General features: G+C 54.8%; 19 protein-coding genes. 16 read left to right on the top strand and 3 right to left on the bottom strand.

All coding sequences use genetic code 11. The annotated features are described in order from the left end of the window. Positions 1-4 precede the first annotated feature (4 nt). Both HNQ59_RS01665 and HNQ59_RS01660 read left to right on the top strand, forming a co-directional pair. Positions 5-682: a DNA alkylation repair protein gene (locus tag HNQ59_RS01665; RefSeq protein WP_246490806.1), complete on the top strand. Its 678-nt coding sequence runs from the start codon at positions 5-7 to the stop codon at positions 680-682. Then, positions 679-1,557 carry a phosphoribosylaminoimidazolesuccinocarboxamide synthase gene (locus HNQ59_RS01660; RefSeq protein WP_184034344.1) on the top strand — a complete coding sequence of 293 codons (879 nt, stop codon included), beginning with the start codon at positions 679-681 and terminating at the stop codon, positions 1,555-1,557. The genes HNQ59_RS01665 and HNQ59_RS01660 overlap by 4 nt, the downstream gene beginning before the upstream one ends. Positions 1,558-1,692: 135 nt before the next feature. Here HNQ59_RS01660 and HNQ59_RS01655 read toward each other — a convergent pair whose 3' ends face one another. Beyond that, positions 1,693-3,018 carry a sodium-dependent transporter gene (locus HNQ59_RS01655; protein ID WP_184034341.1) on the bottom strand — a complete coding sequence of 442 codons (1,326 nt, stop codon included), beginning with the start codon at positions 3,016-3,018 and terminating at the stop codon, positions 1,693-1,695. 611 nt (positions 3,019-3,629) lie between these two features. Between HNQ59_RS01655 and argA the strand changes: the two genes are divergently transcribed. The 8 genes from argA (at position 3,630) to gshA (ending at position 13,329) form a co-directional block, all read left to right on the top strand. Then, a complete protein-coding gene (gene argA / locus HNQ59_RS01650; protein ID WP_184034338.1) occupies positions 3,630-4,955 on the top strand; it encodes an amino-acid N-acetyltransferase in 1,326 nt (441 codons plus the stop codon). A gap of 16 nt (positions 4,956-4,971) precedes the next feature. Beyond that, positions 4,972-5,799 carry a phosphate/phosphite/phosphonate ABC transporter substrate-binding protein gene (locus tag HNQ59_RS01645; RefSeq protein ID WP_184034335.1) on the top strand — a complete coding sequence of 276 codons (828 nt, stop codon included), beginning with the start codon at positions 4,972-4,974 and terminating at the stop codon, positions 5,797-5,799. Beyond that, positions 5,796-8,609, top strand: a complete 2,814-nt coding sequence (locus tag HNQ59_RS01640; protein WP_184034332.1) for an EAL domain-containing protein — start codon at positions 5,796-5,798, stop codon at positions 8,607-8,609. Before HNQ59_RS01645 ends, HNQ59_RS01640 begins: the two co-directional genes overlap by 4 nt. A 112-nt stretch (positions 8,610-8,721) precedes the next feature. Then, positions 8,722-8,994 (top strand): oxidative damage protection protein, encoded by a 273-nt coding sequence (locus HNQ59_RS01635; RefSeq protein WP_184034329.1) that lies wholly within the window; start codon positions 8,722-8,724, stop codon positions 8,992-8,994. 87 nt (positions 8,995-9,081) lie between these two features. Continuing rightward, on the top strand, positions 9,082-11,151 hold the full coding sequence (ppk1, locus tag HNQ59_RS01630) for a polyphosphate kinase 1 (protein WP_184034771.1): 2,070 nt from the start codon (positions 9,082-9,084) through the stop codon (positions 11,149-11,151). 107 nt (positions 11,152-11,258) lie between these two features. Further along, entirely contained in the window at positions 11,259-11,717 is a 459-nt protein-coding gene (locus HNQ59_RS01625) for a SixA phosphatase family protein (protein WP_184034326.1), read from the top strand. An 84-nt stretch (positions 11,718-11,801) separates the two neighbouring features. Next, positions 11,802-11,969 carry a helix-turn-helix domain-containing protein gene (locus HNQ59_RS19965; protein ID WP_184034323.1) on the top strand — a complete coding sequence of 56 codons (168 nt, stop codon included), beginning with the start codon at positions 11,802-11,804 and terminating at the stop codon, positions 11,967-11,969. Between the two features lie 67 nt (positions 11,970-12,036). Then, positions 12,037-13,329, top strand: a complete 1,293-nt coding sequence (gene gshA, locus HNQ59_RS01615) for a glutamate--cysteine ligase (protein ID WP_184034320.1) — start codon at positions 12,037-12,039, stop codon at positions 13,327-13,329. Positions 13,330-14,221: 892 nt separating this feature from the next. On the opposite strand, the gene HNQ59_RS01610 is transcribed toward gshA, so the two are convergent. Next, complete coding sequence (locus tag HNQ59_RS01610) at positions 14,222-14,557, bottom strand: hypothetical protein (RefSeq protein ID WP_184034317.1); 336 nt, start codon at positions 14,555-14,557, stop codon at positions 14,222-14,224. Between HNQ59_RS01610 and HNQ59_RS01605 the strand changes: the two genes are divergently transcribed. Further along, a complete protein-coding gene (locus tag HNQ59_RS01605) occupies positions 14,556-15,833 on the top strand; it encodes a M20/M25/M40 family metallo-hydrolase (RefSeq protein ID WP_184034314.1) in 1,278 nt (425 codons plus the stop codon). The genes HNQ59_RS01610 and HNQ59_RS01605 overlap by 2 nt on opposite strands. A 98-nt stretch (positions 15,834-15,931) precedes the next feature. On the opposite strand, the gene HNQ59_RS01600 is transcribed toward HNQ59_RS01605, so the two are convergent. After that, entirely contained in the window at positions 15,932-16,735 is an 804-nt protein-coding gene (locus tag HNQ59_RS01600) for an amino acid ABC transporter substrate-binding protein (RefSeq protein WP_184034311.1), read from the bottom strand. A 104-nt stretch (positions 16,736-16,839) separates the two neighbouring features. On the opposite strand from HNQ59_RS01600, the gene gshB reads away from it, so the two are divergent. The 5 genes from gshB to ptsP all read left to right on the top strand — a co-directional run bounded on the left by gshB (position 16,840) and on the right by ptsP (position 21,506). Then, positions 16,840-17,781, top strand: coding sequence for a glutathione synthase (gshB, locus tag HNQ59_RS01595; protein WP_184034308.1), 942 nt, complete (start codon positions 16,840-16,842; stop codon positions 17,779-17,781). After that, on the top strand, positions 17,778-18,827 hold the full coding sequence (locus HNQ59_RS01590) for an FAD:protein FMN transferase (protein WP_184034305.1): 1,050 nt from the start codon (positions 17,778-17,780) through the stop codon (positions 18,825-18,827). The genes gshB and HNQ59_RS01590 overlap by 4 nt, the downstream gene beginning before the upstream one ends. A 193-nt stretch (positions 18,828-19,020) precedes the next feature. Beyond that, positions 19,021-19,428 (top strand): PTS sugar transporter subunit IIA, encoded by a 408-nt coding sequence (locus HNQ59_RS01585; protein ID WP_184034301.1) that lies wholly within the window; start codon positions 19,021-19,023, stop codon positions 19,426-19,428. Beyond that, positions 19,415-19,684: an HPr family phosphocarrier protein gene (locus HNQ59_RS01580; protein WP_184034298.1), complete on the top strand. Its 270-nt coding sequence runs from the start codon at positions 19,415-19,417 to the stop codon at positions 19,682-19,684. Before HNQ59_RS01585 ends, HNQ59_RS01580 begins: the two co-directional genes overlap by 14 nt. A 91-nt stretch (positions 19,685-19,775) precedes the next feature. Further along, complete coding sequence (ptsP, locus tag HNQ59_RS01575; RefSeq protein ID WP_184034295.1) at positions 19,776-21,506, top strand: phosphoenolpyruvate--protein phosphotransferase; 1,731 nt, start codon at positions 19,776-19,778, stop codon at positions 21,504-21,506. The last annotated feature ends 11 nt before the right edge of the window (positions 21,507-21,517 follow it).

The following is a 21,517-nucleotide window of genomic DNA, read 5'->3' as shown; positions in this document are numbered from 1 at the left end:
GCCCATGACGGCGTGGGCATCATCGCTGTTGCTCGCGCTACAAGGACGTGCTGACACGGACACGGCCCGTGCGATGCGGGCCTATATGCGTGACCAGTTTCCATTTCTGGGGATCAAGACACCGTTACGGCGGCAGATCAGCCGGCCCTTCATGCTCGCGGCCAAGCAATTTGACGAGAGTATGTTGTTGGCGGCGGCGGATTGGCTGTGGAGTCAGCCTCAGCGTGAGTGCCAATACGTGGTGGTCGATCTGGTGGCTCAATCCGTCAGCAGATTGGGGTCATCTGCGATGACCCAGCTGGAGCAATGGGTACAAACCAAAAGCTGGTGGGATACGGTGGATGGGCTGGCAGCCTGGGTCATGGGGCCCTTGGTGCTGGCTGATCGCACGCTGCAGACACGCATGGATGAGCTCAGTACGCACGAGAACCTTTGGCTACGGCGGGCTGCCCTGTTGCATCAGCTTCACTGGAAGCGCCAGACCGACACGGCGCGTTTGTTTGCCTATTGTCAGCGCAATGCTAGTGACCCCGAATTCTTCATACGCAAGGCCATTGGTTGGGCCCTGCGTGAATTTGCTTATACTGACCCGGACGCCGTCCGTGATTTTGTCGAACACACCTCGCTTTCGCCCTTGTCGGCTCGCGAAGCAATGAAACATCTGATGAAGGAACCGCCATGACCGGCCTGACGCAAACCAATCTGCAAAGCCTGAAAAAGATCTATTCCGGAAAAGTGCGCGACTTGTACGAGATCGACGATAAACGGATGCTGATGATCGCCACCGATCGCCTGTCCGCGTTCGATGTCATTCTGAATGAGCCCATTCCAGACAAAGGCAAATTGCTGACTGCCATCTCCAATTTCTGGTTTGATCAGTTGGCAGGATTGGTTCCAAGCCATTTCACCGGCGATCAGCCGGAAGATGTGGTCAGTGCAGCTGACCGCCCCCAGGTGGAGGGGCGTGCGGTGGTGTGCAAACGCCTGAAACCAGTACCTGTCGAAGCCATTGTGCGTGGGTATCTGGCAGGCAGTGGCTGGAAGGAATACCAAAAAACGGGAACGGTATGTGGCATTGAATTGCCAGCAGGACTACAGGAAGCCGCCCGGTTGCCCGCCCCTATTTTCACGCCCTCCACCAAGGCTGCAGTGGGCGACCATGATGAAAACATCAGTTTTGATGAGCTGACCCAAAAAATCGGTCAAGACCTGGCTGAGCGGGTCAGGGATACCGCGATTGCACTGTATAAGGCTGCGGCGGAGTATGCCGCCACACGTGGAATCATCATCGCCGATACCAAATTTGAGTTTGGTCTGGATGAAGAGGGCACCCTGACATTGATGGATGAAGCGCTGACGCCTGATTCATCCCGTTTCTGGCCTGCGGAAAGCTATCAAGTGGGAATCAACCCGCCTTCTTTTGACAAACAATATGTACGGGACTGGCTGGAATCGACAGGCTGGAACAAAACGCCTCCTGCACCGGAACTTCCTGAAGAAGTGGCAGTCAGAACAGCAGAGAAGTATCGCGAAGCATTGGTGAAGCTGACGCGCTAGTTCTCCCTCCCTTGTGTTGACTGCGCCCCCCGACAATCGGGGGGCTTTTTTTTGCTCACGGCCCGGGTGGGTTGTCAGCGGCACTTGAAAAGGGCCTGAAGACCCTTTTCAAGGAACTGGTGCGAGGCCAAGTGCTTACAGGCCTTTCAACAACACCACGGAAATGACCACCGGGGCCACCCAGCTGACGGTGAAGCGAATGGTTTGCATGGCAAAGGCTGGTAGTTGATTGCCATGTGCCAACTGTTTTTCGACCGTTTTCCAGGCCACCCAGCCACCAAACAGGGCGGTCACAACCCCTCCTAGCGGCAGCATGATGTTGGAGGTCAAATAGTCCATGAGATCAAAGATGGTCATGTTGAACAGCTTCACATCGGACCAGGGACCAAAGCTCAGTGATGCAGGGATGCCGCCGATCAACATCAGCACCGATGGCACGATGGATGCCATACGACGCGACCATTTCAATTCATCGACAAAATAGCTGACAGCCACTTCGAGCAGGGATACCGACGAAGTCAATGCTGCAACCAGCAGCAGTGTGAAGAAGGCCGTGCCAAACAGCACGCCACCAGGCATGTGCGCAAATACTGCGGGCATGCTGATGAAGGTGAGTCCCGGACCTTGGCCTGGGTTCATATCAAAGGCGAATACCGGAGGCAGCACCATCAATCCACCCAGCAGGCAAGCCATGACTGCCAGGCCGACAATCCACATCGCGGTGCCAGGAATATGGGTGTGCTCATCGATATACGAGCCATAGGTGATCATGACGCCCATGCCCAGCGAGAGAGAAAAGAACGCCAAGCCCATGGCATTGATCACGCCATCGATGGTCAATTTGCTGAAATCTGGGTTGAACATGAATTCGACCCCCTTCCAGCCACCAGGCAGGGTGACACCACGCACGATCAACAACAGCATCAAAATGAACAACAATGGCATCAGCAATTTGGATAGCCGCTCGATCCCCTGCTGGACGCCACCAATGACCACGCCAAGAGTCAGGGCCAGAAACAGCCCATGATAGATGATGGGCGTGACTGGTTGCTTGATGAACTCGGAAAATGCGCTACTCAGCTTGGCGGTATTCGTGGTGGATAGCTCACCGAACAACGTCATTTTGATGTGGGCGATGGTCCAGCCACCTACCACGCCATAGAACATCATGATGATCAAGCAGCCTAGAACCGTCGGAATGCCGACCCAGCGCCAGTGCTTGCCACCCAGCTGCTTGAATGTCCCGACAATGCCGGCACGGCCAGCACGGCCCAATGCTAACTCCAGCTTCATCAGGGCCAGGCCCAAGGTGAAGGCAAACGCCAGGAAAACCAATAAGAATGCGCCACCGCCATTGGATGCGGTGACATAGGGAAACTTCCAGATGCATCCCAAGCCGACGGCGGAGCCGGCAGATGCCAGAATGAAGCCCAGTTTCGAGCCCCAAGTTGCTCTTTGCATGATGAATGACTGCTCCAGGTATTGAGACAGCCTGTTGGGGCGTGCCTCTGATGTAAAGCGATATCGGAACGTTCTTGCTTGATAGGGAACCTGTTTCGGACCTGCTGTGCGTGTCGTTGACACTGAGCAGGGGTTGCCTGCCATCTGCCCAGCAGATTGGGCGCGAAAGGATCACGGCCAGATTCTTGGAATTCAGCGCACTTGTTCTTGGCTAGTTTGCTGATTGATAAGCGTAAATATGAGGCGATATCGACTGATGAGGCACCAAAATTAAAGCAATTCGGCAAACAGCGGAATTGTGCATGTATCGTATTGTGGCAAGAAGATGATTTGTGCTATGGCCCCGAACAAATGCCTTAAGCCCGATCTGCCACGGCTGTCGCTGGAAAGGCATGGTTGAGATGGCTGTTTTCGGTCATGATAACGTTTCGGATCGTAAAAAAGGATTTGTTGTATCAATGTGACAACGCTTTCAAGCGCCTTCATGCCAAAGTAATTGATGTAATTAGGAATTGCCGACAGGCTGATTCCTACCACTGTATTTTTGGCATCGTATCCAAACGTATTTTCTGTTAGTCTTCACCGGTTTAACTTAGCTCGAAGCCCCGCCCATGCAGAATTCCGACCATTTGGCCGAATTTGTCGACTGGTTCCGCGCCTCGGCACCTTACATCCATGCTTTCCGTGGCAAGACCTTTGTGGTCGCCTTCGGTGGAGAGGTTGTCCAGGACGGCAGTTTTTATAGCCTGACCCATGACTTGAATCTGCTGGTGAGCTTGGGTGTCCGACTGGTGCTGGTACACGGTACTCGCCCACAAATCGAGGCCGAGATGGCCGAGAAAGGGCTGACACCGGAATACCACGATGGCATCCGGATCACGGACGGTGATGCGCTGGAGTGTGCCAAGCAGTCGGTTGGTCAGGTTCGCGTCGAGATTGAAGCTGCATTATCGATGGGGCTGCCCAATTCACCGATGGCGGGGGCGGATATCCGTGTTGCAAGTGGCAACTATGTTACCGCGCAGCCTATGGGTGTTCGTAATGGAATAGATTTCAACTATACGGGCAAAGTCCGTAAGATCAATACCATGATGATCAATGGTAGCCTGGATGATGGTGAAATCGTCTTATTGTCGCCATTGGGCTATTCACCAACCGGCGAGGTTTTCAATCTCACGCTTGAAAACGTTGCGACCGAGGCAGCGGTTGCATTGCGTGCGGATAAGCTGGTGTTCCTGACTGGATCGGTCGGTGTCGTCAATCGGCATGGGGAATTGCTGTCCGAGCTTTCCGCACAGAAAGCGCAGAAGATCCTCGACGTGGCGACTGATCTGACAGAAGACATCCGTCTGTACCTGCCCGGCGCGATTCGTGCCGCACGCAATGGCGTGCCACGCGCCCATCTGATCAATCGGCGGGTTGACGGTGGATTGATCATGGAGCTGTTCACCCGTGAGGGGATCGGTACCATGGTCACCGCCGAACCGCTTGAGCAGATCCGGCAGGCAACCATCGACGATGTAGGGGGGATTCTGGCCTTGATCGAGCCGCTGGAAGAGGAAGGCGTGTTGGTCAAGCGCAGCCGTGAGCTGTTGGAGATGGAAATCAATCAGTTCACGGTATTGAAACGCTACGACATGGTAATTGGCTGTGTCGCGCTGTATCCCTATCTCGAAAACAACATGGCAGAGCTGGCGTGTTTGGCGGTCGAGCCAGAGTTCCGCGACCGGGGTCTCGGTGACAAGCTGTTGCAGGAATTGGAGCGTCGCGCTCGGAACCTGGGGGATATCCGCCGTCTGTTCGTGTTGACGACCCGTACCGCACATTGGTTCATCGAGCGGGGTTTCAAACCCGCCAGCGTCGATGATCTGCCACTTGAGAAACAGCGTTTCTATAATTACCAGAGAAGATCCAAGGTATTCATCAAGACGCTGTAACGCTTAGGAGGGCCGCATGCGTCATAAGGGCTGGTATGTGGCCTGGTTGTTGTTCTGGTCAGGTTTGTCACCTGCCGGCGAGCTGACTCTTGCAGTCGAGCCATTTCTCACCCCACGGTCGTTGGTCGCGGCATTCCAGCCGCTACGTGATTCATTGTCCGAGCAAATCAACCAGCCTGTCGTGCTGGTGACTGCGAAAAATTATGAGGAATATCTGAATCGTCTGCTGCGGGGGGAGTTCGATCTGGCTATTGTCGGGCCGCACTCAGGGCTGATGGTCGTGGAACGCGCGGGCTATATTCCGCTGTTGCGGGCTGCCGGCGGGTTGAAAGCAGTGTTGTTGGTCAGACGGGATGCCTCGATTCAAACACCTCGGGATCTGGTGGGGCAGACTGTCTCATTTCCTCATGCCATGACCATTACCGCCATGCTGGGTCAAGAATTGCTCGAACAAGCTGGGTTGGAAGATGTCCGCGATCTGACATTGCGGTATAACGAATTCCAAAATACAGCGGCGATGATGTTGCTGCGCAAAGAAGTAGCGGCGGCGTTGGTTTCCGATCTGGCGTTACTGCCGATGTCTGATGAGATCAAGCAGGGTGTCCGGGTGCTGGCATCCAGCAAGCAGGTTCCACCAATGGTTCTGCTGGCCAACAAGCAGCTGGATGTGGAAACACGCACACGTATTGGGCAAGCTGTCATCCATTTTGAGATGCAGGAGGCAGGGCGCGACCATTTTCTTTCTCGAATTGGCATCAACTTCAATCATCCTTTCACAGACCAGGATCGGAAGGCTCTGCTGCCGTATGTTGAAAAGCTGGAACGGCAGCGGGAGCAACGATGAGGCGACCCTATCCATATATCCCCCTGCGCACCAAGCTGATCGCCACGACTGTCATTGTCCAGCTGGTGTTGTTATTACTTCTGGTGATCAATTTTTCACGTATCACCGAGCATCTGACACAAGACATCGTGGAGCGGCGTGTCAGTGAGCTGAATACCTTGCTGTCCGCCGCACTGGCACCCAGCATGATGGCCAGCGATTTTGCCGAATCCGCCGACATCATGGAGGAAATGCGCAGTACCGGGCAGCTCGATTACCTGGTGATTTTCGATCGCAAAGGGCGGGCCGTGGCCGCTAGTGGTTGGATGCTCAACCAACCGGTACCAGCCAGCTCATCACTGAGGAGCGTGACCAGTGGCAATAACCATTTCCATGCGGCTACAACGCTCTCGCTGGCTGGACAGGTGTATGGCGAGTTGCGGTATGGCTTCACTATCCAGCATGTGATCCGATCGGTACAGGAGTTGTACTGGCAGAGCATGATGATCGTCGGTATCAGCATTTTGTTGTCGTCCTGGATACTGATCCTGTTCGGATTGCCATTGACCAAAGCCTTGGGGCGGCTCGCCCAGGCAACCGATGCGTTGGCTGTTGGGGCAGAGAATGTCCGCTTGCCTGTCGAGCGAAATGACGAAATCGGTCAATTGGCAACCAGTTTCAACGGCATGGCAGATCAATTGCGTTGGCGCATGGAGGCCTTGAAGCAGAACGAGCGTCGTCTGCATGCCATTGCCAACCATACCCCTGGGTGTGAAATGTGGATCGAACCCAGCGGTCGCCTGGTCTGGATCAACCCAGAAGCGGTGCGCATCACCGGGTTTTCGCCAGAGGATTGCATGGCCATGCCAGACTTCCCGGCGCCATTGATCAGCGCATCTGACCGGGCCGATATGCAGCGTCGGCTGAAAGAAGGCATGGCCCAACGTAGCCGGGAAGAGGTTGAATTCTGTGGGCTCAAGGACGATGGGACGGAGTACTGGGCCATCATGTCGTGGCTGCCCATTATCGGCCATGAGGGAGAGTTTCTCGGGTTGCGGGCCAGTATTCGTGATGCCAGCCTGGAAAAAGACAGCCAGGTCGTGTTATCCCAAGCGGTCATCGAGTTACAGCATGCGCAGGCCATGCAGCAACGATACCTTGATTCAGCCGTCGAAGAAAAGGCGCGGCTGACGGCACTGCTGGGTGCGATGAACATTGGTATTTTGTTTGTGGACCGACATGACCGAGTGACTTATCACAACCGTGCATTGGTCGATCAATGGCTGTTACCAGCAGACTTTGTCGCAGCAGGTCAACCCTTTGCCCTGGTCTGGCGCACCGCCACTAACCTCCCGCCGCAAGCGGCACCACAATTGTCCCCCTTGGCCCTGCCACATCCAGTGCCGGATGAGCTGAAGATGGAAGATGGCCGCGTGATACTGCAGCATTGTCACCCAGTGCAGGCAGATACCGGCGAGGCGTTGGGGCGGGTTTGGGTGTTTGAGGATATCACCGAGATCCGGAAGGCTTCTGAGCGACTGATCTTCCTGGCGGAAAGAGACTCACTGACGGGGCTGTACAATCGCCACCGCTTCCAGCAAGACCTGGACAGAGAGCTGGCATTGGCGGAGCGGCAGGGCTGGCAGTGTGGCCTGTTGTTCTTCGACCTGGATGAATTCAAGTACGTCAATGACACATTTGGTCACGGGGCAGGCGACCAAGTGCTGATCAGGGTGGCTCGGGAGATCGAGCTGCAGGTGAGACAAAGCGAAATGCTATATCGGCTGGGAGGCGACGAATTCGCCTTGTTGATCCCTGATGCCGTGCTGGATTCGATCGGCATCCTGGCGGAACGCATTGTGGCATCGGTCGCCAAGGTCAAGATGGATTTTGAGGGACAATTGCTGCGAATGGGCACCAGTGTTGGCGTAGCCCTGTACCCGATGCATGCCACGGGCGGTGAAGATCTGGTCGCCAATGCTGATTTGGCCATGTACCAAGCCAAGGGTGCAGGTAAAAACACCTGGCGTGTCTATTCGCCAGATCAGACCATGATGTCTGAGCTTGTCGATCGGTGGAACTGGTCAGACCGGATACAGACAGCGTTGGACAAGGGATTGTTCGAGCTGCATTTCCAGGGCATCTATGAAGCAAGCCGACAGCAGCTCACGCACTTGGAAGCGTTGCTGCGGATGCGGGACCCGGATGACTCTTCCCGAATGATCCCGCCCGGGCATTTCATCGCCATTGCTGAAAAGACCGGAAAAATAGTGGAGATCGATCGGTGGGTCATTCGACATGTCATCACCATGCTGGCTGCCCAACCCGGTCTGCCTCCAATCGCAGTCAATCTGTCTGGCCGATCATTTGACGACCCCGCCATGTCCGAATTCATCGCCAGGGAGCTGCAAACCAATCAGATCGACCCAGCCAGGCTGTATGTTGAAGTGACCGAGACGGCTGCGGTGTCTGATTTACAGGACGCGGAACAATTCATCGATGCCTTGCGACGGGCGGGCTGCCATGTCTGCCTGGATGACTTTGGTGCGGGCTTCTCATCCTTTACTTATCTCAAGCACCTCAAGGCGGATGTCTTGAAGATCGATGGTCAATTCGTACGAAATCTGGCGCAAGATGCTGATTCACAGGTCTTTGTACAAGGCATGGTCGCCATGGCGCATGGCTTGGGCAAGCTCACTGTTGCCGAATTCGTGGAAGATCGTGCGACACTGGAGATGCTGATCAACTTTGGGGTGGATATGGTGCAGGGTTACTATCTGGATCAGCCCCAGGCAAACCATCCGGCGCTGATCAGGGTAAAACAGACCTGACGCGCTTTTTATGCGTTTTCTGGCGCTATAATGCATGATTGCTGTATCAGCGATTTGTCACAATTATGTCATCAATCGGCAGTAGACTCTGCCGTCTAGAAGGAATGCAACAATGGCTAGATTGGTTCAATGCGTGAAGCTCGGTCGTGAAGCTGAGGGCCTGGATTTTCCTCCGCTGCCCGGTGAATTGGGCAAACGCGTATTCGAGAACGTTTCCAAGGAAGCGTGGCAGGGTTGGGTCAAGCACCAGACCATGTTGATCAACGAAAACCGTCTCAGCCTCGCTGACAGCCGTGCTCGCAAATATCTGCAGGATCAGCTGGAAGCGTATTTCTTTGGCCTGGGCGCAGATATGCCGCAGGGTTATGTACCACCTCAGAATTGATAAGCCGATAGCGGTATGATGCAGCCCCGCACCACCAGCGGGGCCGGTCGCGCCGTCACTCGGCGCACGATTGGCTACCGCATGAAAATGTTGGCACCCGCCGGTGTGGCCGGCGAATTGTTCATCAACCGTGAGCTGAGCTTGCTCGCCTTCAATCGCCGCGTATTGGCGCAGGCAGAAGACGAAAGCATGCCATTGCTGGAACGGCTGAAATTCCTGTGTATCGTTTCCAGCAATCTGGATGAGTTTTTTGAAGTCCGTGTGGCTTCGCTGAAGGAAAGCATACGGGCGAACCCTGATCTGATCGGGCCTGATGGCCTCACGCTTCGGCAGCAATTTGCCCTGGTCTGCCGTGAGGTACACGACATCGTCGCCAAGCAATACCGGGTGCTGCAGCATGTGCTGATGCCCGCCTTGGCCGAGCAGGATATCCACTTCATCCGCCGCATTCACTGGAACGACGAGCAGAAGGCGTGGGTACGCGAATTTTTCTTTCGCGAGCTGGCACCCATCCTGACCCCCATTGGCCTTGACCCATCCCACCCCTTTCCACGCGTGCTCAATAAGAGCCTGAATTTCGTGGTGGAGCTGGATGGTCGGGATGCCTTTGGCCGGGAGTCACGTATCGCCATCGTCCAGGCGCCACGTATCCTGCCGCGTGTGATCCTGATGCCACGAGAAATCTCTGGGGCCAGTTTCGGCTTTGTTTTCCTGTCATCGATATTGCATGCGCACGTTGACGAGCTTTTCAACGGCATGTCAGTCAATGGGTGTTATCAGTTCCGCGTGACGCGTGATACGGATCTGTCCGTTGATGAAGAAGAGATGAAAGATCTGCGTGTGGCATTACAAGGCGAGCTGGTGCATCGCCAGTTTGGCAATGCCGTGCGCTTGGAAGTGGCGGACAACACCCCAGCACACATCATCGAATTTCTGCTGGAGCAATTCGAGCTTGCACCAGAAGACCTGTACCGCGTCGATGGCCCGGTCAATCTGGTTCGATTGATGAATGTGCCAGACAAGGTAGACCGGCCAGACCTGAAATTCCCGCCATTTATCCCCTCTGAGCCGAAAGAGTTCAAGCTGGTACCGGACATCTTCTCGGCCATCAGGCATGGTGACATATTGCTCCACCATCCATTCCAGTCCTTCAGCCCGGTTATCGAGCTGTTGCAGGCTGCGGCCAGTGACCCACATGTTGTTGCCATCAAGATGACCGTCTACCGCACAGGTACTGATTCGGCCTTGATGGAAGCATTGATTGCCGCCGCCCGTGCGGGTAAGGAAGTGACTGCCGTCGTGGAGTTGATGGCTCGGTTTGATGAAGAGGCCAATATCAACTGGGCGGCTAAGCTGGAAGAGGTGGGAGCGCATGTGGTGTATGGTGTGGTCGGCTATAAGACGCACGCCAAGATGTTGATGATCGTGCGCCGTGAGAGCGACCGCCTCCGCCGCTATGTGCATCTGGGAACGGGTAATTACCATCCGAGAACGACTAAGCTGTACACTGATTTTGGTCTGTTCAGCTGCAACGAGTCGATTTGCGCCGATGTGAATGATGTTTTTCTGCAGCTGACTGGCCTGGGTCATGCCAGCGAGTTGAAACGGCTCTGGCAATCCCCTTTCACCATGTTTGATCGCCTGGCCCTGGCAATCAACAACGAAATCAATATCGCCAAAGCCGGACGGCCCGCGTCCATCATCGCCAAGATGAACTCCCTGCTTGAGCCCAAGGTGATCGACCTGCTGTACAAGGCATCGCAGGCCGGCGTGAAGATTCACCTGATCATTCGTGGCGTTTGCGCGCTTCGACCCGGGGTGCCCGGCCTGTCGGAAAACATCAACGTCCGCTCGGTCATTGGCCGTTTTCTCGAACACACCCGAGTCTGGTATTTCCACAACGACAAGCAAGAAGATCTATATCTAGCTAGTGCCGACTGGATGGCCCGCAACCTGTTTGGACGGATCGAGGTCGCTTTTCCGATCCTCGACAATAAGGTCAAGCGACGCGTGATCCGCGAAGGCTTGAGGCCTTACTTGGTTGACAACGTCCGAGCCTGGGAAATGGAGCCGGATGGCAGCTATCGCCGCAAAACTGCGCGCGCCGGCAAAGAGCGGTCTGCCCAGCAAACGCTTCTGGCTGAGCTTTCCACCTGAGCCTGCCATTCACGGGCTGACCGATCGGTACAGTCTTTGAACACCCTATGCAGCAAGACAAGGTGTATGGCTGCATGGAATAGCGTGATACCTCGCGAGGATACCCTATGGATTTGATCCTGTGGCGACATGCCGATGCAGAAGAACGCACCAATGGCGACGACCTGCAGCGATTGCTCACCCCAAAAGGTGTCAAACAAGCGGAGAAAATGGCGGCATGGCTGCGCGAGCGCTTGCCAGACGATCATATTGTCTTGACCAGTCAGGCCGCCCGTGCACAGTTGACCGCCCGCGCGCTGACCAGCCATTACAAAGTATTGCCGGAACTCAACCCGGATAGCGGGTTTGCCAACCTGCTGACAGCAGCCGACTGGCCGGATGGTCGCCAGGCGGTTGTCATCGTCGGTCACCAACCCACACTGGGTGAGGTTGCCTCCTTCCTGCTGGCGGGCGATGCTTCTTGCTGGAGCATTCGCAAAGGTGCCGTCTGGTGGATTAGCCATCGCATCCGAGACCAAGCCGACCAGACGGTGTTGAAGGTAGCGATGTCGCCAGAGATGCTGTAAATACCATCGACAACACCCAACGACGATAATGTCTGGACGCTGGCCCTGCTCGCCAGCGGCAGATATTTCATTGGGTGGATCATCATGCCCCACATGCCTTTGTGCCAAGATGCCTGTCGGCACGATGACAATCTTTCTGAGGTGGCAAGACGGCTGGGTATCAGTCGGAATACACTGTATCGACGATTGTCCACCTCGGGTTTGTCCCGACGCCTTGAAAAGCGTTGTAGTGCCCCAACCTGTATAAGATAGTCCGCACCATATTCCATCCCTGGCTTGTGCACACCAAGGCAAGCCGATAGACGAGAGAACAGGTTCCATGACCGTACCCTACCTGACGACTGCACAAAAAGGCCCGATTCTTGAGCTGGAGAGCCGCATCCTGAAAGCCATGCCCAAAATCGAGCACTGGTTCCGCACGCAGTGGCTGGAGCATACGCCGCCATTCTATGGTTCGGTTGACCTGCGAAATTCCGGCTTCAAGCTGGCTCCGGTGGATATGAATCTGTTCCCGGGGGGCTTCAACAATTTAAATCCGGCATTCCACCCGCTTTGTGTGCAAGCCGTGCAATCAGCACTGGAAAAGATCTGCCCAGATGCGCGCAGCCTGTTGCTGATTCCCGAGAACCACACCCGCAATACCTTTTACCTGCAAAATGTCGCCACCTTGCAAGCAGTGCTGAAGTTGGCTGGTCTGAATGTCCGACTGGGTAGTATTTCACCCGAGATCACCGAGCCGACCACCATTGAGTTGCCAGCCGGTGGCAGCCTGCTGCTGGAGCCAGTCAAGCGCGAGGGCAATCGGGTCAAGGTCGATGGCTTCAACCCCTGCATCGTATTGCTGAACAACGACTTGTCGGCAGGTATTCCGCCAATCCTGCAAGGCATTGAGCAAAACCTGCTCCCGCCGCCGCATGCAGGTTGGTCTACACGTAAAAAGACCAATCATTTTGAAGCCTATGACCAAGTGGCCGGAGACTTTGCCAGCCTGCTCGACATCGACCCTTGGCTGATCAACCCATATTTCGACCGTTGCGACGGCATCGACTTCCAAGAGCGCAAAGGCGAGGAATGTCTGGCAGCTAAGGTTGAGCTATTGCTGGATCGTATCACTGAGAAGTACCGCCAATACGGTATTACCGAAAAGCCCTATGTCATCATCAAAGCGAATGCCGGTACCTATGGCATGGGCGTGATGAGCGTGAAGAGTCCGGATGAAGTGATCGGCCTGAATCGCAAGCAACGCAACAAAATGAGCGTGATCAAAGAGGGCCAGGAAGTGCATGAGGTCATCGTGCAGGAAGGCGTCTATACCTTTGAGAGCCTCAACGATGCCGTGGCTGAGCCGGTTGTCTATATGGTGGATCGTTTTGTGGTGGGGGGATTCTACCGCGTGCACACAGGGCGTGGGGTGGATGAAAACCTGAATGCACCTGGTATGCACTTCGAGCCCCTGTCTTTTGCCTCGCCTTGCTCCATGCCAGACTGCAATGGCGATCCAGACTGCCCTCCGAATCGATTCTATGCCTATGGCGTGGTTGCAAGATTGGCGTTGCTGGCCGCCAGTATCGAAATCGAACAAACCATGCCAGTCGAGCTGGCAACTGCATAGCCGTCGGCAAACGGCTCAAATCTGCGTGGAATGATTTGATGGCAATCCACGCAGAACAAAAAAAAGCCCAACCGGGAAGGTTGGGCACAAGGGGCATTGCGGCTATTTCGTGTCGTGCCAGGTGTCAAGTCTGCACTGACTTTCACAGCCCCCCATTCACCTGGGTTTGATGAAAATCATGTGGACGTGGCAAACAGCCAGCCTGGCGTCGTAATCAATGTGGGTGCGGCATGTACTCGCCGCTACCCCACGGCCTGGGGAGGCCTGGGCCGCGCTGTCTGAGCGCATCCAGCCCGCCTCCTAACCAACATTCTGTTGACATCGTTTCATGCAGATGTCTTGTCTGCATTCGTACAGTATTTGCCAGCCAAGTCAGGCATCAAGGGGAATTGATGCGCCCCATCCACTCAAGCCTGTCCGGCGTACCTTCTGCCTACCAGCCGCTCAGTGTTGTTTCCCCGTAGTGGTGGTTGCAGGTTGATGGGTTTGGGTTGACCGTAGCAGCCCTGCGTTCAGGGCATCCCACGTTCGTTTTCCAGCAAAAATCATGCCAATTGAATTTTTGTGCAATGCACTCATATCTATATGCCATTTTTTGTTGTGCGTCGGACTTCGGCTAGATGACGGCAACTGACAATTTTGGGCAGTTAAGGACAATTCAAGGCTATTTCGTAGTTTTGTCAGCGTTTTAACATTTATGAACCAGCAGGTTTGTAATATTGGTTTTGAAATTTGCGAAAAATTTCATTATTTATCGATACTTGCCTTGATACGTAAATACTATCAAATTGCCGAACCGTGTGATTACAGGCTGTTTTGAGCGGCTGTTGAATCATTGCCAAGCCATTGGCATGGCTATTGATGGTAAAGCAATACAGATAACGATTTGATGCTATTTCTGCATGGTCGAAAGTATTTGGCGCACTTTCCTGTCGAGGCGTAGCATCCCTGCCAATATTCGGCTGCTGCCCGGCTCCTGACCTGCCCTGAGTGTGTTTTCAACTTCTCCATTCTGTATGCCCGAACAGACTTTCATTGAATTATCGCCTGAGCAAGTGTTGAGCCATGCCACCTTGGTGGGCTGGCCGAATATTGTTGACGCTGCTCGATGGTCGGCGCGAACAATTTTCCATGACTTCATTTTTTGACCTGGAGTTTGTGTAGTACCTGCCCCGAAGTGATGGCTTGCCTTCGGCTTAAAATAAATTCTTTTGCTGGGAGTATGCATGAAACAACAATTCCGATTGTTTACACTGCTGACGATATTCTCCGCGCTATCGGGCACCGCCAACGCGGCACCCGATGCAGCGGTGTTGGCGCAGGTGGCCAAGGAAAAACCGGCCTTGCTGGGTAGCCTGCAAGAGCTGGTTTCGATTGAGTCTGGCAGCCGCGACCTGGAGGGCTTGAATAGACTGGCCAATCACATAGCAGCCAAGCTCGCTGACTTGGGCGGCAAAGTGGAGTTACTGGATTCGAATGCCGACGTGTACCGGATGGAGGATACGCCTGACCAACTGGGCAAGATGGTCAAGGCAACGTTTACCGGCAAAGGCAAGAAGAAGATTTTGATGATCGCCCACATGGATACGGTTTATCAGCCTGGGCAGCTGGCACAGCAGCCTTTCAGGGTGGAGGGGGATCGAGCCTATGGGTTGGGTATCGCTGATGACAAGCAAGGGATTGCGGTCATCATGCACACGATTTCAGCGCTGAACGCATTGAAATATCGAGACTACGGCACATTGACTGTGCTGATCAATGCTGATGAGGAAATCAGCTCGCCCGGATCGCGGAGTTTGATTACCAAGCTGGGCGCCGAGCATGACGCCGTGTTTTCCTTTGAGGCATCTCGCGCCGCTTCGGATAAGCTGGAGCTGGCAACCAGTGGTATCGCATCGGCCAATCTGGTGGTGCGAGGCAAGGCTTCACATGCGGGTGCCGCGCCGGAGCAAGGAATCAACGCCTTGTATGAGATGGCGCACCAGGTGCTGCAGATGCGGGATCTGTCCGACCCTGCTACCGGGATCAAGGTCAACTGGACACTCGCCACGGCTGGCATGACCCGCAACGTGATTCCTGCAGGGGCGAAGGCATCTGCGGACGTGCGGGTGTTGCGGGTTGAGGACTATGACAAAGTTGAGCAGCAATTACGTGGACGCATCCAGAAACAATTGCTGCCGGATGCCAAAGTCGAGCTGACCTTCGAACGTCGTCGTCCGCCGCTTGAGTTGTCACAGGCTACCCGCGACATGGCCAACCACGCCCAGACCATCTATCGGGAAATGGGGAAAGAGCTGATCATCGATACCGAAGCCCATGGTGGGGGCACCGATGCGGCATTCGCCGGTATGAAAACCCGCTCCCCCGTATTGGAGCGCTTGGGTTTGCAAGGCTTTGGCGCCCATACTGCTGATGCGGAGTATGTGCTGGTCAGCTCGATCGAGCCTCGTCTGTACTTGGTAACCCGTCTGGTCATGGATATTGCGCAGGGCAAAACCAAGTGATGTGACCTAACCTGATGCGGCTATTCCGTACTGCCCGTTGCGCCTGACAGCCGCTTCCATGGCCACAAGTGACTTTGGGGTTTGCTGTGTTCCCCGCTTCACCGGCTGACCATGCTGTCAGGCGTGAACCACAGTGCTGGCTGATCGAGAGGGGTCATAGCGGGCAGCAAGGGATTGTGTAACTCGATCACCCGGCGCCGCTCGATCTCCAGCTCATCGATGTCCATTTTGAATTCCGCCCGTAACATGGCGTGATACTCACCGGTTTCAATCAATTTAAGCAGGCCGGACTCGACAGCGTTTGCCCGAGCATCATCTTCTGGGTGGAAGAAGTAATAGAATGCAGAGGGGTAGTGCAAAACGATGTGTCTATCCAGTTCAATCCCTTTGTTTCGATGGCGGAACAACTCTGGCAGTGCTTCTATCAATGAACGGGGAAATGCGTCGATCAAGCCATCACGCAGCCATTCAAACAGGCTCTCATAGCGTTGCAGATCCTGAACGGTCAGGCCGTTCGCACGTAAGATGCGGGTGTCGGGCCAGTCTTGACCTTGCCCAAAAATAAAGCGTTTGAGGTCGTTTGTGTTATTGGTATGCATGAAGGTATCCATACGATCGTATGGAATGAGGCATACGCGCCAACCAATCAACCCCTGGTAGATTGGAATACGGACAGGCCGCAACCGCTGCTCGCGCTCGATGGAAGTGGCAGACCAGACTACATTGATATTACCCCCTAGTTCCAATTCGCTCAGTGCCCGCCCTTGCGGCATGCGAACGGGCGAAGGGTGATAATCATAGGGAATGCCCGACGCGCACAGGGCTGCTTTCAGCAGATTGGCTGGATACAACGTGCGTGGGTCGGACTCATGCTCCGGCGGCGGCGAGGTGAAGGTCAACATGGTTTTTGTCGTAGTGGTTGGCGTGTGGGCTGAACCTATGAATAATCTCACTATACAAAATGGGCACCTGGGTTGCTGGGTTGCCGCCATCAATGAAAGCGTTTATGAAAATTGCCATTTTGCTGGACCCACTCGATAGCCTGAAGACATACAAAGACACGACTTTTGCGATGATGCGGGAGGCGGCATCACGGGGCCATGCGATCTTCGTGTTGGAGCAACATGAGTTGTTTGTTCGAGATGGTCAGGTCTTGGCAACGATCAGGCAGCTGCACCTGACGGGCGATGAAACACATTGGTATCGGCTGGAAACCACCCAGGAACAAGCATTGCATGTATTTGATGCGGTCTTGATGCGTAAAGACCCGCCTTTTGACATGGAATACCTTTACGCCACACATCTATTGGAGCTGGCACAGCGACAAGGTGCCAAGGTGTTCAATCATCCGAGGGCCTTGCGGGATTACAACGAGAAGCTGGCCATTTTGCGGTTTGCGGAATTCACCACCCCTACGCTGGTCACGCGTGAGCCTGAACAAGTACGTACATTCTTGAGTGCACACCAGGACATCATCCTGAAGCCGTTGGATGGCATGGGGGGCATGGGCATTTTCCGCCTGACGGCTGCTGACCCCAACCTGGGCAGCATACTGGAAACCCAGATGCAGCAGGGTGCCAGGACCATCATGGCCCAGCGCTACATTCCAGACATCGTGAAGGGCGACAAACGTATTTTGTTGATCGATGGTGAAGCCGTGCCCTATGCATTGGCCCGCATCCCCAAGCAGGGCGAAACACGTGGCAACCTGGCTGCTGGAGGGCGCGGCGTGGCACAACCCCTGTCGGAACGGGATTGGGCGATTGCCAAGGCGCTGGGCCCGACCTTGAAGGCCGAGGGCTTGTTGTTGGTGGGTTTGGATGTAATCGGTGAATATCTGACAGAGGTCAACGTGACCAGCCCCACCTGCTTTCAGGAAATCACCCAGCAGATGGGCTTTAACGTAGCGGGCATGTTTATCGATGCACTCGAAAGGGCCGTGGTATGAACCCTTGTAATCACCTGATCTGGCGCTGCCTGGCGGCTTTGTCATTGGTACTGTTGGCTGCTTGCTCAAAAGAGCCCTATAAACAGGAAAGCTATGTCTTTGGCACACGTGTTGAAATCGCCATACAAGATGAGGACGAAAACAAGGCTAAACAGGCGGCTGCGGCTGTGCTGGCGGACTTGGATCAGTTGCATAAGCGGCTGCATGCCTGGCAGCCCTCGGAGGTGACGCGCCTGAACGAAGCGTTTGCCATGAGCGGCCAACCTCAGACGGTGGCGCCAGATCTCCTGCAATTGCTGCGTGACAGCCGCCGTTACGAGTCCTGGTCCAAGGGCCTGTTCAACCCGGCCATCGGTGGATTGGTGCGCACCTGGGGTTTCCAGGCCGACACCTTTGAGCCCAAGCTGCCCGATGAAACAGAGATCAAGCGGTGGGTGGCTGCGAAGCCCGCCTTACAGACCCTCGCCATTGGCGATAAAACCATTGCCAGCCATAACACCGCCAATCAGCTGGATCTGGGTGGTGTGGTGAAGGGCTGGGCATTGGATCGGGAAGCCGCGCTGTTAAGGAAGATGGGTATCAAAAATGCGTTGCTGAACATCGGAGGCAATATCATGGCCTTGGGCAAGAAAGGCCATCGTGCCTGGGTGGTGGGGATACAGCACCCTCGCAAGAACGGCCCGATTGCGACGATCACCTTGAATGATGGCGAAGCCATTGGCACATCGGGCGACTATCAACGTTATTTCGAATTGGAGGGTAAGCGATACCACCATCTGATCGACCCTAGAACAGGCTATCCGGCTCAGGGCGTGCAGTCAGTCACGGTCGTGTTGCCCGCCGGTGAGCAGGCTGGTTTGCTGTCTGATATTCTGACCAAGCCGCTGTTCATCGATGGCCCAGGCAACGCACGGGATTACATGAAGCAATTCCAGGTGCAGGATGTCCTATTGATTGATGCTGCGGGGAAAGTCCATGCCAGCGAAACCATGCAAAAACGGTTGGATTGGGAGGATGACAAACCGTCGGTCTTGCCTTTGCCTTGATCATCCGCCTCTTCTGCTGTGTTGCACAAACGCGTAGAATCAATCAATTGTGCCGGTGGGTTACCCGCTGGCTTGTCTGATCGGCCATCTGGACATGCGATCGAGCGCAGCCTGCGTTGCGCCTGTTGCAATATCCATGTGGCTGACAGCGGATTGAACAGGGCGGTGATCGAGGCCGCGATTTGGAATAATAATGGTTGGTTTGTTACTCATTACACATGACGAGCTAGGTTACAGCCTGATCTCATGTGCAAAACACATATTGGGCCCGGATCTGTCCGGGGTGGCCGCCATGGCGATCAGCAAATTGGACGACCCAGCGGACGCCCTTTCTCGTGCCCGGGCGATGTTGCAGGAATTGGATGAAGGGGATGGCGTTCTGATCATGTCCGACATATTCGGCGGAACGCCCAGCAATATAGCCTGTCGGTTGATCGAAGCCGGTCGTATCGAGGCTATCGCCGGTGTCAGCCTGCCCATGTTGGTCCGCGCGATCACCTATCGCAATGCAACATTGGATGTCACGGTGAGCAAGGCCATCACAGGGGGGCTGGAGGGCGTGCGTTATGTGCTGCCGGGGGAGTGTAATGCTGCAACGTGATATCGAAATCATCAATAAACTGGGATTGCATGCGCGGGCATCAAGCAAATTGACCCAGACCGCCGCGCGTTTCAAAAGCGATGTTTTCCTGTCTCGCAATGGGCGTCGTGTCAATGCAAAAAGCATCATGGGCGTGATGATGCTGGCGGCGGGTCGCGGCACAGTCGTGCAATTGGAAGTCAATGGCGATGATGAGGCCGAGGCCATGGCAGCCCTCGAAGCCTTGATCAATGACAAGTTTGGTGAGGGCGAGTAATAAAACAGCCATGGCAGGTTGTGAAAAACCTGTCTGAGCGGTGGCTACACTATTTTCAAAGAACAGTTCATATATGGGAGCGATTGGCTGAATGGGGATCTCGCTGCATGGCATTGGCGTAGTGGGTGGGATTGCAATAGGACATGCGCATTTGATGTCGCATGAGGAAATCGACGTTGCCCATTATGAAATTCCCACTGATCAGATTCCTGCAGAGCAGGCGCGTTTCGACAAAGCCATCCGCGCCACGCGTAAAGAGCTGGAAATGCTCTGGGGCAGCATTCCCGAGAACGCCCCTGCCGAATTGGGCTCCTTCCTGTCATTACACATCATGATTTTGAACGACAACACCCTGTCGCGTGAGCCCAGAGTGTTGATCGAAGAACAACGTTGCAATGCCGAATGGGCCCTGAAACAACAGCTTGATATGTTGCTCGCCCAGTTTGACGAAATCGAAGAGGAGTATCTGCGCGAACGTCGTGCTGACGTCATGCAGGTGACTGAGCGCATCTTCAAGGCCTTGGCTGGCCAGCCTGGATCAAACGGACTACTGGTGCCGGTTGCAAAGAACAGCATCCTGGTGGCGCACGAGCTGAGCCCAGCAGATATGGTGTTGTTCAAAGATCACCAGTTTGCGGCCTTTGTGACGGATGTTGGCGGCGCCACCTCCCATACCGCGATTGTTGCCCGTAGCCTGGACATGCCTGCGGTGTTGGCCTTGCATCATGCTCACGAGCTGATTCAGGAAGGTGAGCTGCTGATCGTCGATGGTATTCAAGGCGTGGTGATCGTCGATCCTGATGAAAAGATCCTCGCTGAATACAAGAAGCGCCAAACAGCGTGGGTGCAAGAGCGTAAGCGGCTCAAGGGCTTGAAAGGAAAGGTGCCGACCACCCGAGACGGCGTGGCGGTCGAGCTGTTGTCCAATATCGAGTTGCCATCGGATCTGGATCAGGTCAAAGCCAACGGCGCTACAGGTATTGGTTTGTTCCGGTCGGAATTCCTGTTCCTGGGCCGCGATGAAGTGCCCTGCGAAGACGAACAGTTTGAAGCGTATCGTGCGGTTGTCGAAGAAATGGGTGCATTGCCGACAACGATCCGCACCCTCGATCTGGGGGCTGACAAAGTCCCCAAGTGGCAAAAAGAAAATCTCAGCATCAACCCCGCACTTGGCCTATGTGGTATCCGCTTGTGTCTGGCCGAGCCGCAGATGTTCCGCACCCAGTTACGTGCATTACTGCGCGCATCGCAGTATGGCAACCTGCAATTGCTGGTGCCGATGCTGATTTCCATCACCGAATTATCACAGATGTTGATGCATCTGGAGCTGGCCAAACAGAGCCTGGCTGATGAAGGCGTGCCGTTCAACAAAAACATCCGGGTGGGGGCGATGGTGGAAACCCCTGCTGCAGTGGTGATGATTTCCAGTTTCCTGAAGTATGTCGATTTCATTTCGATCGGCACCAATGACCTGATCCAATACACCCTGGCCATCGACCGGGGTGATGATGCCGTGGCGCATCTGTATGACCCCGTGCACCCTGCCGTGCTGCATCTGATCCACCAAACCATTAAGGCAGCCGATCGAGTCGGGGTGCCAGTCTCGGTGTGTGGCGAAATGGCCGGTGACCATCATTTGACGCGCCTGCTGCTGGGGTTGGGGCTGCGCAAATTCTCAATGCATCCCGCCCATTTGCTGGATGTGAAGCAGAAAGTATTGCATACCGATCTGATCGAGATTCAGCAACACATCAATCGCATGCTGAAAGCAGAAGATTCGGATAAGATGCGCGACCTGCTTGACCAGTTGAATGCACTCTAGTGCAGTGATCC

Origin of the sequence: Chitinivorax tropicus (assembly GCF_014202905.1) — a bacterium.
GTDB classification, from domain to species: Bacteria; Pseudomonadota; Gammaproteobacteria; order Burkholderiales; family SCOH01; genus Chitinivorax; species Chitinivorax tropicus.
This window is presented reverse-complemented; position numbering and strand designations above follow the sequence as displayed.

What these genes read in the sequence shown, in the direction of transcription:
- HNQ59_RS19965 (WP_184034323.1), top strand. Translation starts at nt 11,802, where the DNA reads ATGCCCCACATGCCTTTGTGCCAAGATGCCTGTCGGCACGATGACAAT.
- HNQ59_RS01640 (WP_184034332.1), top strand. Translation starts at nt 5,796, where the DNA reads ATGAGGCGACCCTATCCATATATCCCCCTGCGCACCAAGCTGATCGCC.
- ppk1 (WP_184034771.1), top strand. Translation starts at nt 9,082, where the DNA reads ATGTTGGCACCCGCCGGTGTGGCCGGCGAATTGTTCATCAACCGTGAG.
- HNQ59_RS01600 (WP_184034311.1), bottom strand. Translation starts at nt 16,735, where the DNA reads ATGTTGACCTTCACCTCGCCGCCGCCGGAGCATGAGTCCGACCCACGC.
- gshA (WP_184034320.1), top strand. Translation starts at nt 12,037, where the DNA reads ATGACCGTACCCTACCTGACGACTGCACAAAAAGGCCCGATTCTTGAG.
- HNQ59_RS01605 (WP_184034314.1), top strand. Translation starts at nt 14,556, where the DNA reads ATGAAACAACAATTCCGATTGTTTACACTGCTGACGATATTCTCCGCG.
- HNQ59_RS01580 (WP_184034298.1), top strand. Translation starts at nt 19,415, where the DNA reads ATGCTGCAACGTGATATCGAAATCATCAATAAACTGGGATTGCATGCG.
- HNQ59_RS01665 (WP_246490806.1), top strand. Translation starts at nt 5, where the DNA reads ATGACGGCGTGGGCATCATCGCTGTTGCTCGCGCTACAAGGACGTGCT.
- HNQ59_RS01585 (WP_184034301.1), top strand. Translation starts at nt 19,021, where the DNA reads ATGGTTGGTTTGTTACTCATTACACATGACGAGCTAGGTTACAGCCTG.
- HNQ59_RS01660 (WP_184034344.1), top strand. Translation starts at nt 679, where the DNA reads ATGACCGGCCTGACGCAAACCAATCTGCAAAGCCTGAAAAAGATCTAT.
- HNQ59_RS01655 (WP_184034341.1), bottom strand. Translation starts at nt 3,018, where the DNA reads ATGCAAAGAGCAACTTGGGGCTCGAAACTGGGCTTCATTCTGGCATCT.
- HNQ59_RS01635 (WP_184034329.1), top strand. Translation starts at nt 8,722, where the DNA reads ATGGCTAGATTGGTTCAATGCGTGAAGCTCGGTCGTGAAGCTGAGGGC.
- HNQ59_RS01610 (WP_184034317.1), bottom strand. Translation starts at nt 14,557, where the DNA reads ATGCATACTCCCAGCAAAAGAATTTATTTTAAGCCGAAGGCAAGCCAT.
- gshB (WP_184034308.1), top strand. Translation starts at nt 16,840, where the DNA reads ATGAAAATTGCCATTTTGCTGGACCCACTCGATAGCCTGAAGACATAC.
- HNQ59_RS01625 (WP_184034326.1), top strand. Translation starts at nt 11,259, where the DNA reads ATGGATTTGATCCTGTGGCGACATGCCGATGCAGAAGAACGCACCAAT.
- HNQ59_RS01590 (WP_184034305.1), top strand. Translation starts at nt 17,778, where the DNA reads ATGAACCCTTGTAATCACCTGATCTGGCGCTGCCTGGCGGCTTTGTCA.
- HNQ59_RS01645 (WP_184034335.1), top strand. Translation starts at nt 4,972, where the DNA reads ATGCGTCATAAGGGCTGGTATGTGGCCTGGTTGTTGTTCTGGTCAGGT.
- ptsP (WP_184034295.1), top strand. Translation starts at nt 19,776, where the DNA reads ATGGGGATCTCGCTGCATGGCATTGGCGTAGTGGGTGGGATTGCAATA.
- argA (WP_184034338.1), top strand. Translation starts at nt 3,630, where the DNA reads ATGCAGAATTCCGACCATTTGGCCGAATTTGTCGACTGGTTCCGCGCC.